Source organism: Rothia amarae (assembly GCF_014705945.2).
Taxonomy (GTDB): Bacteria; Actinomycetota; Actinomycetes; order Actinomycetales; family Micrococcaceae; genus Rothia; species Rothia amarae.
Map to the genome: position 1 here is coordinate 1,591,428 of NZ_CP061538.1, position 16,079 is coordinate 1,607,506.

Genomic DNA, 16,079 nt, shown 5'->3' on the forward strand with positions numbered 1-16,079 from the left:
GAAAAATATCCTGATACTGTACAGAAAATACTTAGCGAACTCGCTTGATAACCAGCACGCCGTCGTCAATAGTGCCTTCTTCACCGTCGGGCGAGGTAACTGTTCGGCTTCTGGTTTCCGCAAGTTTTACTTCAAAACGATCGTCATTTTCCGTGAGAGTATGCGCCTCAACCAGGGGTTGCGGAAGATTCTCCCTCTTCTCGCGGCGAGGGTCATCTTCTTTCATAAACGACGGCATGCCTGCATGTGAAAGAGAGACCAGCTCTCCCCCAACATTCAAGAGTTCAAGTGCGGCTCTAAAAATTCCAATGCGGTCGAGGTCATCAAAGTGGGACTGCATGAAACTGGAAACGATGAGATCGAACTTCCTGTCAGTTCGCCATTCTGCTAAATCCGCCGCCACGAATTCGGCTTCCACACCAATTTTTTCTACAGCTTGGCGAGCGCGTTCGATAGCGACGTCGGAAATATCAATTCCTGTAGCCGCCCAGCCGCGCTGTGACAACCAGATGACATCGCCACCTTCGCCGCATCCAAGATCCAGGACGGTGGTGGGCTGGTATTTTTCAATCAAAGCCACCAAAGTTGCATTGGGTTTACCGGACCAAACCTGCTCTCTTTCCGAGTAAAGGTTGTTCCATGATTCTTGGGGCGTTAGGTTCTCCGAGTTCTGGTGGTGATGGGTTTTGTGTTGATCAGTCATCCCGCCATTCTACCTGTTGAGAATCATTTTCAACATGCAGTAAAGTTCATGTTTGGTCTGCATTGGGGGCTCACCCCATCATGATGAACGAAGGCTTCACCATGCACGTCTGAAAAGGCGATATCGTGACTGCCGGTCAGCCACTCGTTACCTATAATCGTGTTCAAGTGGCTCAGGCTGGATATGATGACACCGTAATCACCATCATCACTAACTCCGGTAACTTCTCCACCGTTGAACCTCAACTCAATAAGCAGCTTCGTGCCGGTGAACTCGCCGTCATCGTCGAACGCTAAGAATAACTCTCTAGATAAGGAACACTATGTACCACAAAGAGCTCAAGCCTTTCCCACAAGATTTTCTCTGGTCTGCTTCGACCTCCGCTTACCAGGTAGAAGGCGCATGGGACGAGGACGGTCGCGGTCCTATTGCCATCGACCTCAAGAAAGATTTACCCGAAGGGACCAGCGACTACAAAGTAGCTGCTGATCAGTACCACCGTTATAAAGAGGACATCGCGCTGATGGCAGAGTTGGGCTTCCGCGCGCATCGGTTCTCTATCGCCTGGTCACGCATCATCCCCGACGGCGACGGCGAAATCAATCCCAAGGGAATCGAGTACTACCACAACTTCATCGACGAATTGCTGGCTCAAAATATCGAACCCATCGTGACGATGTTCCACTTCGACACTCCGATTGCTTTAGATGAAAAAGGCGGCTGGGCATCCCGCACCACCACCGACGCATTCGTGCGCTACGCCGAAGTTCTTTTCAAAGAGTATGGCTCCAAGGTCAAATATTGGCTGACCATCAACGAGCAGAACATGATGATTCTGCACGGTCATAAGCTCGGCATTATCACCACCACCAGTGATGACCCCGACAAGGAGCTCTACCAAATCAATCACAACATGTTCTTGGCGCAGGCGAAGACCATGGCAATGCTTCACCAGATGCATCCCGAGGCCAAGATTGGTCCGGCGCCTAACATCTCCTATGTTTACCCTGCGTCGTCCAAACCGGAGGACGTGATTGCCGCCGATAACTACAACGCGGTGCGCAACTGGCTCTACCTTGATTTGGCAGTGCGCGGTGAATACAACACTCTGGCTTGGGCCTATCTCGAAGAACACGGCTGGGCGCCCACCATTGAAGAAGGCGACTTGGAGATTCTCAAATCGGCTCGACCTGACTTCATTGCTTTCAACTACTACAACACCACCACCATGGCAGATGCGCCCTTGGGTGGCGGTGCCTCAGAACGTAGCGAGGACGCCGACCAGCAAATCGCAGAAGGTGAAGAAGGATACTTCAAGGCTGTTTCTAACCCCCATCTGCAGATGACCGACTTCGGTTGGGAAATTGACCCTGTGGGTATGCGCATGACCTACCGTGCAATCTGGGATCGCTACCGTCTGCCCCTCATCGTGACCGAAAACGGGCTCGGTGCTTTCGACCAGCTCACCGATGACGGGCGGGTACACGATGATTACCGCATCGAGTACCTGCGCAAGCACCTGGAGCAGACGCAGGAAGCGATTACAGACGGCGTCGAAATCCTGGGCTACTCCCCCTGGACTGCTATCGATGTGGTGTCCACCCATCAGGGCGTGGCAAAGCGCTACGGTTTCATTTATGTGAACCGCGACGAGTTCGATCTCAAAGATCTCGCGCGCTATCGCAAAGATTCGTTCTTCTGGTACCAGCAGCTTATTCAGACCAATGAGTTACCGCCAGAAGATTGGAAGCCTTCCTACCCTGAAAATTCATAGTCGCACCTCAGCGAACCGTTAGCGGGCAGTGGCCCGGAAAGGCGTATTTCCGGGTCACTGCCCTGTTCGCACCCGATAGAATTTATTGCAGCGGCTTAGGGGAGGTATCCGTGAAAATACTTCATGTGTACAACCTTTTGTTCTTCCTCTGGCAGATTCCTAAACTTCGCTCTTCTTCGGGCGCGTAAAGGTATCCTGCGCGCTCAAAGCCAAAATGCTACTTGAGATGCATCTGGGTGAGGATCTATCTGCCGATGAACGCACTTATCTCGCCATCCATATTACTCGGTTGGCGGAGGATCTTTGGGGTGTTCATTAGTACTCCCCCTAGTGGACTGTTGGCAGCCTGAAAGAGCCAAAGTAAAACTTATATCAGAGCGGCAGCGATGACGCCGACGAGCGGGGGAACCAGTTGAATCAGTGCTGGACGGCGCTTATCTGCACTGGTGGCGAAAAGGAAGATACCGGCAATTGCCATAGAACCTGCTCCTGCAAAAATGAGCGCTTTTGCCACCGCAAGTGAACCGCTCCATAGCGCTATCAGTCCGGCAAAGGCAACAACCGCCAAAAGTAAGTTGTAGAGCCCCTGGTTTACTGCCATTTCTTTGGTGAGCGCGGCACGGTTGGGGTCCATGTTAAATGTTTGTAAGCCGCGAGGTTTATCCCAGAGGAAAGATTCCAGCACCCAAATGTAGATGTGGATGAGTACGGCGAGGCTGACAAAGATACTGGCGAGAATGAGCATGAGGGATCTTTCAGGGGTTATTTGTAAAGCAAACTAATAGGGGTGGAGCTGTTGACTGGTTTTCGATGTGTTTTTCTTACATATCGCGGGTTCCCTCTGTAGATGGCGATGGTTCTACTATCTTCTCATGATGTGTGATACCTTAAAACATCCTTTTCAGATCGTACGTTATAGCGTACGATCTGGAGTATGACAGCTATTTCGGCCACAAACGCTCGTACACACCTCTATCAACTTATTGACCAGGTCAATAATAATGCGGAACCACTCACGATTACCGGCAAGAGGGGCAACGCCGTCCTGATCAGCGAAGAAGATTGGAAGGCCATCCAGGAAACCCTTCATCTGAGTTCCATCCCTGGAATGGTTCAAAGCATCCTAGCCGCAAAAAATGAGCCTCTCTCTGAAGGAAGCTCGGACCTACATTGGTAAGCCCTGCATGGAAAATTGTTTATTCGAAACAAGCTCAAAAAGATGCGCAGAAACTTCAACGAGCAGGACTAAAAGAAAAAACGCAGAGGCTTCTGCACGTAATTTCCGAAAATCCATATAAGAATCCACCCAGGTATGAAAAACTAGTTGGAGATTTAGCAGGACTATATTCTCGACGAATCAACATTCAGCATCGGCTGGTGTATGACGTCATAGAAGATGAACAGACCGTCCATGTCCTTCGAATGTGGACTCATTACGAGTAAATAGACCAAACATTTGATGGTGCATCTGAAAACTCCGCGCTGAGGCGTCAGGACACAGAATGCAAAGAAAGCAGTAGTCTAGGGGAAGTACCGGTAACCTCGTAGCTGCAAAATCGAACAACTTAGATAGTTTTTTATTTGATAGGATTTCCATTGGATTATTCCCTACGTAGGGAATCACAGGCCTCCGGCAACGCGTGCCGGAGGCCTGATTTATGTGTTTGACTAAAGGAAAAATAGACCATAAACCCTGCAGCAGCGCTTGCTGAAAAATTTGAACAATGGAACGAAGAGATCGAAAATAGAGTTCATGAATTCGGCATCCAAACCCCTGAAGACGGGATGGAAACCTTCATACTTCTCAGCCAGGTAATAACTGTTCTCGAACAATTCAAGGAACAAATACCCGAGGTAAGAGGTTTCGCATATTCCCTTCCTGATTGGGTAAATGCTTGTGGATTCCCATACCACTCCTCCTATGCTCAACGAGTAGATGAGAGAGTTATTAAGGATTTGAAAATGTTCTCTGCTTTCATAGCAATGGCTGCGCGCAACGGCGGAAATGATATGCAAGCAGCATTGCGCAGCAGATTCTCTGAAGAAGTTCGAATTCTCGTAGAAGCAATCGAGAACGACACGTCTTTGGATCCTGCATTGCAGTCACATGCACGTGTACTTATTGACCACATACTTGAATGCTTACAATCAGTTGAATCGGCAGGGATGTTCAACCTTCGTGAGGCAGTGCAAAAACTACGCATCTACGTAGATGCAGCTAGATTCCAAACTAAAGACGAAGACGCAAGAAAAAAGTACGATAAGTTTTATAATTTCTGCAGAGATGTCGCAATCCAGACGGGGTCCAGTCTTATTTCTGAACGAGTGCTTCTTGCACTATCTGGGAATTAACTTATTCAATCTACACAATAATGAGCTCATGATTTTCTCTTCGAGTAATGAATCGTGTATCTGAGCTCTGTTTTAGTAGCCGCCCACTCATCATCTGCTCGATTGATAAGCACGAATTAGATAGCGATGCGTAAATCGTAAGCTCCTACTAACGACATGCAGGACCAGAGGGGCTTTCATATGCTGAGGGATAGATAAATTGTAGATTTTTGGGTATAAAAAAACCTCTCCACTACGCTTCGAACCTAGTGAAGAGGTAATTTTTGTCGGGTTGACAGGATTTGAACCTGCGACCCCTTGACCCCCAGTCAAGTGCGCTACCAAGCTGCGCCACAACCCGATTGTTCTCAAGGTTTCCCTCAAGCACTCGTATAACTATACCCACCTTTAGGGTGAACGCAAAATTGAGATCACCCAAAATTAAAACTTTTTGGGGCGGTTTCAATCACATTTACCCCTTGAGGTAGAGTCCCGGATCAAGTCGGCTCCGGGACTCTACCGGCAAGTGTTATCGACGGGTGCTCTTCGGGCGTCCGCCCTTGGACGCTTTACCAGGTTTTGCTGCCTTGCGCTCACCGAGGGTCCGGCGTTCGCGAACGCGCATCGAGATTTCGATCGGTGTACCGGTGAAGTCGAAAGTTTCACGCAGGCGGCGGACAATGAATCGGCGGTATCCAGGATCCAAGAAACCGGTGGTGAACAGAACGAACTTCGGCGGACGTGAAGAGACCTGCGTGCCGAACAAGATACGGGGCTGCTTGCCACCGCGCAAGGGGTGCGGATGTGCTGCCACAATCTCGCCCAAGAACGCATTAAAGCGACCGGTGGAGATACGAGAATCCCATGCTTCAAGGGCGGTTTCCAGCGCTGGAACCAGCTTGTCCTTGTGCCATCCAGTGCGCGCAGAAATGTTGACGCGCGGTGCCCACGCTACGTGGGCGAGGTCGCGGTCAATCTCGCGCTCTAGCAGTTCGCGGCGTTCTTCATCGAGGGTATCCCACTTGTTGAACGCCAGAACCAATGCGCGGCCTGAGTCAACGACCTGCTGGATGATTCGCACGTCTTGCTCAGAAATCGGCTCAGAAACATCCAGCAAAACAACACAAACTTCAGAGCGCTCAATAGCGGTCTGAGTACGGAGTGAAGCGTAGAAATCTGCGCCCTTTGCCATGTGTACGCGGCGGCGAATACCTGCGGTATCTACAAAACGCCAGGGGCGATCGCCCAATTCGACGATTTCGTCCACGGGGTCGCGGGTGGTGCCCGCTAGATCATTAACCACGGCACGTTCTTCATCAGCAAGTTTGTTCAGCAACGAGGACTTACCTACGTTGGGGCGTCCAACCAACGCAATACGGCGGGGTCCACCCAGCGCTTCAGGTTCAGCATACTGCGAGTGCTCGGGTATCACCTTGAGCAGGGCGTCGAGCAAATCTGCCAAACCGCGACCGTGCACCCCAGAAACAGGGAATGGCTCCCCCATGCCCAGCGACCATAGCGCGTGAACTTCAGCTTCTTGATGCTCGGCATCGACCTTATTAGCAACCAACAGAATAGGCTTCTTGACGCGGCGGAGCATACGAACGATCGCTTCGTCGGTATTTGAAATACCTACGATGGCGTCAACCACTAGCAGAACGACGTCGGCATGTGCAACAGCAATCTCAGCCTGCGCTGCAACCTGCGCGTCGATACCCTTGGCGTCAGCTTCCCAACCGCCCGTGTCAACCAGGGTGAAATCTTTGCCAGCCCACTCTGCCTTATACGATACGCGGTCACGAGTAACGCCAGGCTTATCTTCAACCACGGCTTCACGGTGACCGATAATGCGGTTAATGATGGTTGATTTACCAACGTTGGGGCGGCCCACGATGGCAACTACTGGGTCGGCTTCTTCGGGGTCGGACTCGTTGATTTCAAAGCCCCAAGAACCTAGAAGTTCCTGGTCTTCCTCATCGAGTTCGTAGTCTTCGAGCCCTGCTAGGAGAGCTTCGGCACGCTGTTCTGCGGTTTCATCATCAATTTCTGCGAGGCGTTCGGAGACGTCATCTGAGCCACCGCCGAGGAATTTATCCTCATAATCGTCGCGTTCTGGAGTGATATTTTCTTCCACGTCGCAACCTCTTTTCTATGGTCTAAGTATCTGTGAACAGTCTAGTGCAGACACTAGTTATTGATCTGTTTTTCAACAGCGGCAATCACCGCTGCAATAGTTTGGTCAAAATCAAGATCAGAAGAATCAACCAGAGCAACGCCCTCGGCTGCCTCAGTGAAGTTGTTGACCTTGGAATCTTTAGCATCACGCTGCACAACCTGTTTCTGTAGGTCAGATGAGCTCTGGGTACCGCCGAGCTGAAGCCCCCGGCGAGCCATGCGAACTTCTTCGGAGGCGGTGAGTAGAACCCGCGCATCGGCATCGGGAGCGACGACGGTGGTGATGTCGCGTCCTTCAGCGACCATTCCGCGGGGGGCGGCAGCGATTGCATCTCGCTGCATCTGAATCAGGATTTCCCGCACGCGCGGCACCGATGCTACGGCAGAAACCGAACCCGAGATGCCGGGTTCACGGATTGCTTCTGCAACGTCGGTCTCCCCCACTACGATTGACTCCTCATCGGGGCTGGTGCCCTGGTGCAGGGGAAATTTTTCAGCGGCGGCAATGATTGCCTCGGGATTCGTCAGATCAGTTTGCTGTTTTAGGCAGTACCAGGTGAGAGCACGGTACATTGCCCCGGTGTCGAGGTACTGCAGGTTAAAGTGGCGTGCAACCGCCTTAGACACCGAGGATTTGCCTGAGCCGGAAGGTCCGTCTATTGCTACAACTAGCTTATTCATCTTTGCCTTTCTGTTAGCGAACGACCTTCCAGCCCGCGCTGGTGAGATCCTCTACTAGTTTTTCGTGTTCGTTGGGATTGACCGAAATTTCAGCCATGCCCACAGGTTGTCCGGGAGAATGTTCTAATCGGAGATCCTCAATGTTGACCCCGAGCTCCCCTATGTCGATGAGTAGCCGGGCAATCTGCCCCGGCGTATCGTCCACCAGAACGGTAAGTTGCGAGAAAGCCTCGGGAGCCCCACCGTGCTTACCTGGAATCCTAGCTACCCCGGCGTTGCCTTCGCTCATGAGCTGGGCGATATCTAGGCGCGCTCCTGCAGCAGTGGGATTTTCTAAAGTTGTTATGAGCCGCTCCAAATCATCCCTCACCCCATGCAACGTGGGCACTATATTTTCTGAGTTTGCCGCTAAAATCTGAATCCACAATCCGGGGTCAGATCCAGCGATTCGAACGGTATCCCGCAGGCCTTGCCCTGCTAGCCCCAGCGCATGTAAGGGTGTTTCTTGCAAGCGCGACGCCATCAGAGAACTCATCACCTGGGGCACATGAGAAATCAGGGCGACCGCTCGATCGTGCTCTGCGGCGTCGAGGTAGGTCAGGGTGGATCCCATCTCAATTCCCAGTGTTTGCGCTAGTCGCACAGCAGTGGGCGAAACGTCTGGATGCTTGCAGACGACGAAAGGGCGGGAGGTGAAGAGCTCCCCGCGCGCTGCAACAGGGCCAGATTTTTCTCGACCAGCCATCGGGTGTGTACCTAGATAACGGGAAGTATCTACACCCGATTGTTGAACCTGTTGCAGAATCGACAATTTCACCGAAGCAATATCAATGACAACTGCATGTTGCCAGAGGGTGAGCTGCTCGACCACGATTTGCGCACAAACATCCGGTGGCGCTGCAACCACCACCAACTGAGGTTCGCTCCCCAGCAGTTGCCGAAGATCCGACGGCGCAACACCGCGTTCGGTAGCTACCGCGCGGAGGGAGCGACCCGCACCAATATCCTCTGCAATTGCTTCTATCGTCGGAGAAACATCAGAGAGATACACCGGTATCTTCTGGGCGCGCAAAGCCAAACCTACCGATGCCCCTAACAGACCGGTACCAATAATGAGCACCGAACCAGCAAGGGCAGAGAGGTTTTGATCTTCTGCCAGTTCCATTCGTTTCTCCCCTGTCAAGCGCAACGATTCTTACATATCTACCGAAGCAAGCAGTTCACCAATCTCAACCTTAGAAAGGTTTCGAATAGTGCCCTGTTTCTGCGATCCAATACGAACCGGCCCCATCTCTACGCGAACCAGCTTCTCTACGGGGTAGCCGACTTCTTCAAACATGCGGCGAACAATACGGTTCTTACCGGAGTGAATAACAACCTCAATCAAAACGTGACCGGGAGTTGAATCAACCAGGCGGAAATCGTCAACTCGGGAGACGCCGTCTTCCAAACGAACGCCCTTCTTCAGCTGATTGCTCACACCCAATTCCACAGGACCGCGCACCTGCACGAGATAGGTCTTAGGAATTTCATAAGAGGGGTGGGTCAAACGGTTAGCGAGTTCGCCGTCGTTGGTGAGAAGAAGCAAACCTTCTGTTTCAACATCGAGACGCCCCACGTGAAACACGCGCTGATTCATAGATTTGCGCAAGAAGTCGCTAATGCAGGGGCGACCGTCGGGATCTTCCATAGTGGAGACAACGCCTGCAGGCTTGTTAAACGCCATGTAAACAAGCTTGTCATTGGTCTGAATAGTGATTCCATCAACTCGGACTGAAACCTCATCAGGGTTGACGCGAACACCCAATTCGGTGACTAGCTGCTCGTTGACTGTCACGCGACCTTCTTCAATCATTTCTTCACACACGCGGCGGCTCGCCACACCAGCTTGAGCCATCAGCTTCTGCAGGCGAACGCCTTCGTGGTCATAGAAATCGTAATGATCTACGGGGTCTGCCTTAGGACGACGCGGGCGGTGGGGACCAGCGTAGTTGCTATTCTTGCGGTTGTTAGGGCGGAACTCGCCGAATTCACCGGCAAAGGGCTTACCTGATTTAAATTTAGGCCCCTGACCCTTACCCGGTTTACGGGGGCCGCCGGGTGCACCAGGCTTAGCTCCCTTGTTGGAACCCTTGCCCTTGAATCCACCTGATTTTCCTCCGGGCTTGCCACCGCGGAATTCGTTATTCTTGCCGAACCCGCGACCTGCTCCGCCGCGTCCGTGGTTTCCTGCTCCGCTTCCAGTTCTTCCTGCCATGTGTATTACCTTTTTCTCTCTTGTTCTCTGCGCAATGAGTGCGCTATCTGTCTGTTTCGCGGAGAAATAAACTCCGCTGAATCTTTTAGGGTGTTTCGGTTGCTAGTTCGATGTCGTCAATATCAGGTAAGTAGGGCGCCAAGGCGGGCAGTTCTTCTAAGGAACCTAAACCCAGCTTTTGAAGAAATACATCGGTGGTGATGTATTGATGAGCACCGGTTTCTGGTTCGGGAATGGTCTCTGCAATCAGTCCACGTTTGAGCAAGGTGCGAAAGGCAGCATCGGCGTTTACTCCGCGAACACTTGCCACATAACTTCTGGTCACCGGCTGTTGATAAGCCACAACGGTCAGAGTTTCCATAGCCGTTTTGGGGAGTTTTGCCGTGGAATCTCCCACCACAAACCGCTGCACCCATGGGCTGAAGTCATGTCGCGAGTAGAGCTTCCATCCGCCAGCGATTCTGCGTAGCTCAAACCCTCGGGGTTCGTGAACCGTTTGCCCGTCGTCGTATCCGTTATATTCGCGGTAAAGCTCGTCTAAGCTTTTTTCCACTTCATATTCGGAAACAATCAGAGCCGAGGACAGCTCGCGTACGCTGACGGGCGCATCTGCAACTGCCAAAATTGCTTCAATAGCTGCTTTGACGCCCCCTGGGGTCAACTCAACCCGCGAGATAATTTCAGAACGCTTAACTTCCGTACGTGGTTTTTCCTGCTGCTGTTGCGCATACGATTCGGCGGTTTCGGGTTGCTCCCACGGATTATCTGGCGCTTCGGGAATCTCGGGAAGAGAATCCTCTACCTGCTGTTCAGGCGTCTCTGCTGGGGCGTCGTCCCCCTCCGGGTTCCATGCGCCCGTCGAGAGGATGGCAAGGTCGTCGTCCGTAAAATCGGGGTTTACTCCCGTTATATCGCTCATACACTTGCCTCCTTCTGTAACTCAGGCACCGGGGATTTTTCCCCGACAGCGCTCACAGAAATTTCGCCCAGGGGGTTAGCTTGAGTTACCTCTACTGCCCCATTGCGTATCAGCTCCAACACCGCCAGAAAACGATAAACGGCTATTTCGAATTCTCCGCATCCGCGAATGAGATTCGAAAAGGACTCCTGGGAATTTTCTACCAAGCGTTGCACAATGAAATTTTCTTCGTCCGCAATGGTAGTGAGGGGCTGGTGAAGGTGCCCTAGCTCAACCTGCGCCAAATTCTCATGCGGTTCATCTTCAAAATGCGAAGCACTCAATGCTTTCGCCGCTATCTGAGCAAATTCTTCGGGGCTTATCTCAAAAACCAATTCAGGTAAAACCTGGGCAAATTGGGGTTCTAAAGCAACATCTCGGGGAAAACGCTGCGCCTCGGATTCATAGCGTTCAGCGAGAATACCGGCTACATCGCGGTAAGCGCGGTACTGAAGCAACCGTGCAAAGAGTAGGTCACGAGCCTCCAGCAAAACCACGTCTTCTTCTGATTCCACTTGACCGCGGGGAAGTAACCGTGCTGCTTTCAAATCGAGCAGAGTAGCGGCAGTAACCAAGAAATCGCTTGCTTGGTCAAGAGCGGTGTCTATCTGGCTCTCAAAAAGTTGGTTGATATAGTGCAAAAATTCATCGGTAACTTCGGCGAGCGCTACGTCGGTAATATCGAGTTTTCTGCGGGAAATAAGGGAAAGGAGAAGGTCAAAGGGGCCTTCGAAGTTCTGAAGTGTCAGGGTGAAGCCGGGTGTATTTTCGGCGAATTTTCCCTGCTGGTTGATGATTGTTGTCGGTGCCCTCACGGCAGCGTCCTCTTCTCAAGCTATTGTCGAGATGTAAACTAGCTACTTATATTTTGCCCTGTGTTGGGGGGTAGTTTCAAGACTTCCCGGCGTTGTTTAGCCCACGCACAAACCCGACGCGCGGTGCCGGGTAGGCGACCGCGCGTCGGTCATTGCGGGGTTGAGCAAGAAATTCTTTCGTTGCGGGAGCCTTTAGGGTGCTCCCCCTCGACTAATGAGTTCGCGGGCGAGCTGGCGATATGCCTCTGCACCCGAATGGTTTGAGGCGTAGGAAAGAATCGGTTCTGCCGAGACGGTAGCGTCGGGGAACTTCACCGTGCGTTTAATAACGGTGTCAAATACTTTGTCGCCAAACGCGTCGATAATTCGCGCCAACACCTCTTTGGAATGCAGAGTGCGGGTATCAAACATGGTGGCAAGTACACCGTCGATTTGAAGTTTGGGATTGAGCCGGTCCTGCACCTTTTCAATCGAATCCACCAACAGTGCCACTGCACGGAGGGCAAAGAATTCGCAGATGAGAGGAATGATCACGCCGTGGCTGGCGGTCAATGCGTTAACGGTAAGCAGACCCAGCGAAGGCTGGCAGTCAATCAGAATGACATCGTAGTCGTTCTCGACTTTACGCAAGGCTGAAGCCAAGACCTGTTCGCGAGCTACTTCGTTCACTAGCTGAACTTCTGCTGCAGAGAGGTCAATGTTAGCGGGGAGTAAGTCGATGTTTTCGACTTCTGTGGGCTGAATGACGTCGTGAATATCGACTTTGCGATCCATCATGACGTTATATACAGTCAAATCTAGCTCGTGTGGATTTGCACCGAAACCAGCAGACAGTGCACCCTGCGGGTCAAAATCAACGAGCAAGACTTTACGCCCAACTTCAGCTAAAGCTGCGCCAAGATTAATAGTGGAGGTGGTTTTACCCACCCCGCCCTTCTGGTTCACCATGGAGATAATGCGGGCGGGACCGTGTTCAGGTAGCGGCGCAGGATCAGGAAAGACACGCAAGGGGCGCCCTGTTGGTCCGAGCTGTTCGGCTCCATTTTCGGTCAATGTTTTTCACCTTTGGGTTAGTTGAGTCTATTTCTGACTTTGGTCTTTACCTTCTAGATTACCGCTTTCACCCGTATTCTGAACAAATTGTGTTTCAGGCGAGAAAGCCCCTGAGGGAAAGACCTAGGAATACACAACCTGCCGCACCCAATAGCACCCCGTAAAGACCACGCAGATTGGCGGTCTTGAGGCGGTGAAACCCGTCTGTCATAACATGCGCAAATCGGGGATATTTGTTCCAGCTTGCTTCTATCAAAAGATAGGGGCCAACCATACTAACAACGAAGATTGCGTACGCGCATATCCACTCCACCGGGCTATGGCTCACGCTTGATACGAGACGACCTGCTAAATACATGGTTGCCACAGAGCTCACTCCAATGGAGGAATTCAAATAACCTTCCAGCACAGCTTTGCGAGGGTACAGATGGGAGCCCTTCACCCGATGAGGTCGTTGAGGGAGTTTGCGGCGACTCCACATCACTACTCCAGCAAGCAGTAGGACGACGCCGGCGAAGATATCGATGCTGTGGGTTAGCAGTAATTTAGCGCCCTCCGTGTGTACCGTGCCGATGAGATTTTGGGGATCCACAAACCGAAAGAGAAGAATGAGCGTACTCGCACCTAAAAAGATTCCCAACACAATCCATCGCACAATATGAATCCTGGGGGAATCGTTAATGAGAGCCAGAAAGGTGATGCTATAGAGGGCGGGGCTAAAGCCCATCATCAGACCCATTCCCAACAACGCCGGTGCAGCCATCAAAATCTTCAGTAGTGCATCTATCACGGTATTTAGTATCACATGCTCACCTCTTACGAAGCGGGGAGATACTCATTTCAAAGTTGGTGTTTCCTCGGGCAGTATGCATTTACCCTGAGTAAATCGTGATTCTTCCATGGTCGCATGATGAAATAACAGGTCATACTCGGATTTGGACCCTCAACCTTTCGATGAACTGCAGGTTAATGCCCTAGTATTTTTCTTATCGCCTGTTAGGCACATCTCATCACACATTCTCCGAGCGCTTCCCCTTTGACGTTCTCGGACCGTCGGCGCATTGCGCGTCAAAGAAAGGCTCTGGCATATGACTGCTACTCCTCAGGCTTCTAAGAAGAAGTTTTACCAAGACCCTACACATATGCTGTATGTGTCGGTGATTGTCGCGGTAGTTCTTGGTTGCATCGTGGGTATATTGTTCCCCGGTTTCGCCAAGAGTTTGGCTCCTATCGGCACCGCTTTTGTAGCTCTCATCAAAATGATGATTGCGCCCATTATTTTCTGCACTATCGTGATCGGAGTTGGCTCCGTTGCAAAAGCAGCTACCGTGGGCAAAGTGGGCGGCATGGCGCTGTTTTACTTTATCTGCATGTCTACCTTTGCTTTGGCGATTGGGTTGGTAGTAGGTAACTTTATTCATCCTGGGCACGATTTGAACTATCAGCCCACCGGTTACACTCCTCCGGTGTCTGCTGAGTCTGAACATGGGGACGGCACGATTGGTTTCTTGCTGGGTATCATTCCAACGTCGTTGCTTTCGGCGCTGACCTCAGGGAACATCCTGCAGACTCTCTTCGTTGCGTTGTTGGTCGGATTTGCACTACAGCGTATGGGTGAAGTAGGTAAACCTGTTCTCAAGTTTATTACCTACATGCAAGCACTTGTTTTCCGCTTGCTGATGATGATTATGTGGGTTGCACCTTTGGGCGCATTTGGCGCTATTGCAGGTGTAGTGGGCAGTACCGGCGCCAAGGCTATCGGGTCGATGCTGATTCTGATGGTCGGTTTCTACATCACCTGTATTCTCTTCATCGCTATTATCCTTGGTGGTTTGCTCAAGCTGGTAACCGGCGTCAATATCTTCAAACTGATGAAGTACCTAGCTCGCGAATACCTGCTGATTTTCTCCACATCGTCCTCTGAAGCCGCACTCCCCCGACTCATTGCAAAGATGGAACACCTGGGTGTTTCTAAGCCTGTGGTGGGCGTGGTAGTTCCTACCGGTTACTCGTTCAACCTCGACGGAACCGCAATCTATCTCACGATGGCGTCCATCTTCGTTGCGGAAGCTATGGGTAATCCGTTGGAGATTGGCGAGCAGATTTCGCTGTTGCTCTTCATGATTATTGCATCAAAGGGTGCCGCTGGTGTTTCCGGTGCAGGTATTGCAACCCTCGCAGCAGGCTTGCAGTCGCATCGTCCGGACCTTATCGACGGCGTCGGTCTGATTGTCGGTATCGACCGCTTTATGTCTGAGGCTCGCGCCTTAACCAACTTCACCGGCAATGCAGTGGCAACCGTTCTACTGGGCAAGATTGTGAACGAAGTGGATATGGCTAAGGTCAAGAACGTTTTGGCAGGCAATGACCCCTTCGATGAATCCACAATGGGCAATGACCATCTCGAAGGCGATCAGCACGTAGATAATGCCGTAGCGCAGAAATCTCCGACCAAACAGATTCCTGTCGTTCAAGAACCCACCCGCCATATTGCGGTGGACGACCGTTAGGCTCGTTCCAAAACTCTCAAAAGAAGGGTAGTGCCCCCGGCAAATTCTTCGCCGGGGGGCACTACTGTCATGAGGTTGATTTATTGGTTTTCCGGTGAGCAGTTAACCAGAAGTTCCAATATCAGTCGTGTAGTTTCTGGGTAAATTGCTCCTGCGATATTTTGAGATACTGTCGCAAGGCTGCTTGGGCTTCTTTTTTATGGCCCTGCTCCACCAGCTCTAAAAGTTCCCGATTCAGATCCACAAACCGCGCGTGAAAGCTGGGGACCGTTTCCATCAAGAAAAACAGCAAACGCATCTCCGCCAACACACTGCTCATGAGCGAATCAAGGCGGGGGCTTGCAGCTAGTTGCACTAACTCTTTATGGAAATCTTGGTTGGCACTGGCCATTCCTGATACCGAACCACGCTCTCGGCTATGCTGTGCTTTCTTCAAAATTTCTCTGATATGCGGTTGCGCTCCAGAGGGAGCCAGCTCAATAGCAGCCCCCTCTAGAGCCAACCGAACAGTAAACATCTCACTAATCTGTTCCTTATCGGGCGCGCTCACAAACACACCCCGATTAGGAATTTGCTCCACCAGATTCTGAGCGATCAGAATCATGAACGCCTGGCGCAGTGTATTTCGGGAAATATTGAGGATCTCCGAAATGTGTTGCTCCAAAAGCTTAGTTCCCGGCACCAACACGCCGTCGTTCATTGCACTCCGCAGAACGTTTACCGTCCAACTCGTAACGTGCGCGTGCTGAGCCGACGGCGTGCGAGCAGCTATTTCTGCCAGGCTCGAAACCGTGGAGAGAGTAGATGTTTCTGGATTCACTC

General features: G+C 51.6%; 17 protein-coding genes and 1 tRNA gene. 6 read left to right on the forward strand and 12 right to left on the reverse strand.

Annotated elements, in window-relative coordinates; genetic code table 11:
- Positions 1-31: 31 nt before the first annotated feature.
- A complete protein-coding gene (locus IDM48_RS07515) occupies positions 32-703 on the reverse strand; it encodes a class I SAM-dependent methyltransferase (RefSeq protein WP_190616770.1) in 672 nt (223 codons plus the stop codon).
- 125 nt (positions 704-828) lie between these two features.
- Between IDM48_RS07515 and IDM48_RS07520 the strand changes: the two genes are divergently transcribed.
- Both IDM48_RS07520 and IDM48_RS07525 read left to right on the forward strand, forming a co-directional pair.
- On the forward strand, positions 829-999 hold the full coding sequence (locus tag IDM48_RS07520) for a PTS sugar transporter subunit IIA (protein WP_190616772.1): 171 nt from the start codon (positions 829-831) through the stop codon (positions 997-999).
- A gap of 26 nt (positions 1,000-1,025) precedes the next feature.
- Positions 1,026-2,477, forward strand: a complete 1,452-nt coding sequence (locus tag IDM48_RS07525; protein WP_190616774.1) for a glycoside hydrolase family 1 protein — start codon at positions 1,026-1,028, stop codon at positions 2,475-2,477.
- A gap of 367 nt (positions 2,478-2,844) precedes the next feature.
- Here IDM48_RS07525 and IDM48_RS07530 read toward each other — a convergent pair whose 3' ends face one another.
- Positions 2,845-3,222, reverse strand: coding sequence for a DUF1304 domain-containing protein (locus IDM48_RS07530; protein WP_190616776.1), 378 nt, complete (start codon positions 3,220-3,222; stop codon positions 2,845-2,847).
- 189 nt (positions 3,223-3,411) lie between these two features.
- On the opposite strand from IDM48_RS07530, the gene IDM48_RS07535 reads away from it, so the two are divergent.
- The 3 genes from IDM48_RS07535 (at position 3,412) to IDM48_RS07545 (ending at position 4,829) form a co-directional block, all read left to right on the forward strand.
- On the forward strand, positions 3,412-3,654 hold the full coding sequence (locus IDM48_RS07535; protein WP_068171735.1) for a type II toxin-antitoxin system Phd/YefM family antitoxin: 243 nt from the start codon (positions 3,412-3,414) through the stop codon (positions 3,652-3,654).
- Entirely contained in the window at positions 3,648-3,920 is a 273-nt protein-coding gene (locus tag IDM48_RS07540) for a Txe/YoeB family addiction module toxin (protein ID WP_068171732.1), read from the forward strand. Before IDM48_RS07535 ends, IDM48_RS07540 begins: the two co-directional genes overlap by 7 nt.
- Before the next feature lie 342 nt (positions 3,921-4,262).
- On the forward strand, positions 4,263-4,829 hold the full coding sequence (locus IDM48_RS07545) for a hypothetical protein (protein ID WP_190616777.1): 567 nt from the start codon (positions 4,263-4,265) through the stop codon (positions 4,827-4,829).
- Between the two features lie 266 nt (positions 4,830-5,095).
- Here IDM48_RS07545 and IDM48_RS07550 read toward each other — a convergent pair.
- From IDM48_RS07550 to IDM48_RS07590, 9 genes are all read right to left on the reverse strand, one after another.
- Positions 5,096-5,169 (reverse strand) — tRNA-Pro (locus IDM48_RS07550).
- A 168-nt stretch (positions 5,170-5,337) separates the two neighbouring features.
- The gene (gene der / locus IDM48_RS07555) at positions 5,338-6,942 is read right to left on the reverse strand and encodes a ribosome biogenesis GTPase Der (RefSeq protein WP_190616779.1); all 1,605 of its coding nucleotides are present in this window, start codon (positions 6,940-6,942) and stop codon (positions 5,338-5,340) included.
- Between the two features lie 53 nt (positions 6,943-6,995).
- On the reverse strand, positions 6,996-7,664 hold the full coding sequence (cmk, locus tag IDM48_RS07560) for a (d)CMP kinase (protein ID WP_190616780.1): 669 nt from the start codon (positions 7,662-7,664) through the stop codon (positions 6,996-6,998).
- Between the two features lie 13 nt (positions 7,665-7,677).
- Positions 7,678-8,829 carry a prephenate dehydrogenase gene (locus IDM48_RS07565; RefSeq protein ID WP_190616782.1) on the reverse strand — a complete coding sequence of 384 codons (1,152 nt, stop codon included), beginning with the start codon at positions 8,827-8,829 and terminating at the stop codon, positions 7,678-7,680.
- A 30-nt stretch (positions 8,830-8,859) separates the two neighbouring features.
- Complete coding sequence (locus IDM48_RS07570) at positions 8,860-9,921, reverse strand: pseudouridine synthase (protein WP_068171714.1); 1,062 nt, start codon at positions 9,919-9,921, stop codon at positions 8,860-8,862.
- 85 nt (positions 9,922-10,006) lie between these two features.
- On the reverse strand, positions 10,007-10,840 hold the full coding sequence (gene scpB, locus IDM48_RS07575; RefSeq protein ID WP_190616784.1) for an SMC-Scp complex subunit ScpB: 834 nt from the start codon (positions 10,838-10,840) through the stop codon (positions 10,007-10,009).
- The gene (locus IDM48_RS07580) at positions 10,837-11,694 is read right to left on the reverse strand and encodes a segregation and condensation protein A (RefSeq protein WP_190616786.1); all 858 of its coding nucleotides are present in this window, start codon (positions 11,692-11,694) and stop codon (positions 10,837-10,839) included. The genes scpB and IDM48_RS07580 overlap by 4 nt, the downstream gene beginning before the upstream one ends.
- A gap of 192 nt (positions 11,695-11,886) precedes the next feature.
- Positions 11,887-12,747 carry a ParA family protein gene (locus IDM48_RS07585; protein ID WP_190616787.1) on the reverse strand — a complete coding sequence of 287 codons (861 nt, stop codon included), beginning with the start codon at positions 12,745-12,747 and terminating at the stop codon, positions 11,887-11,889.
- 94 nt (positions 12,748-12,841) lie between these two features.
- Positions 12,842-13,552 carry a GAP family protein gene (locus IDM48_RS07590; protein WP_145177564.1) on the reverse strand — a complete coding sequence of 237 codons (711 nt, stop codon included), beginning with the start codon at positions 13,550-13,552 and terminating at the stop codon, positions 12,842-12,844.
- Positions 13,553-13,835: 283 nt separating this feature from the next.
- On the opposite strand from IDM48_RS07590, the gene IDM48_RS07595 reads away from it, so the two are divergent.
- On the forward strand, positions 13,836-15,257 hold the full coding sequence (locus IDM48_RS07595) for a cation:dicarboxylate symporter family transporter (protein WP_145177567.1): 1,422 nt from the start codon (positions 13,836-13,838) through the stop codon (positions 15,255-15,257).
- Positions 15,258-15,378: 121 nt separating this feature from the next.
- Here the strand turns inward: IDM48_RS07595 and IDM48_RS07600 are convergent, their stop codons facing one another.
- Complete coding sequence (locus IDM48_RS07600) at positions 15,379-16,077, reverse strand: GntR family transcriptional regulator (protein ID WP_190616790.1); 699 nt, start codon at positions 16,075-16,077, stop codon at positions 15,379-15,381.
- Positions 16,078-16,079: the final 2 nt, after the last annotated feature.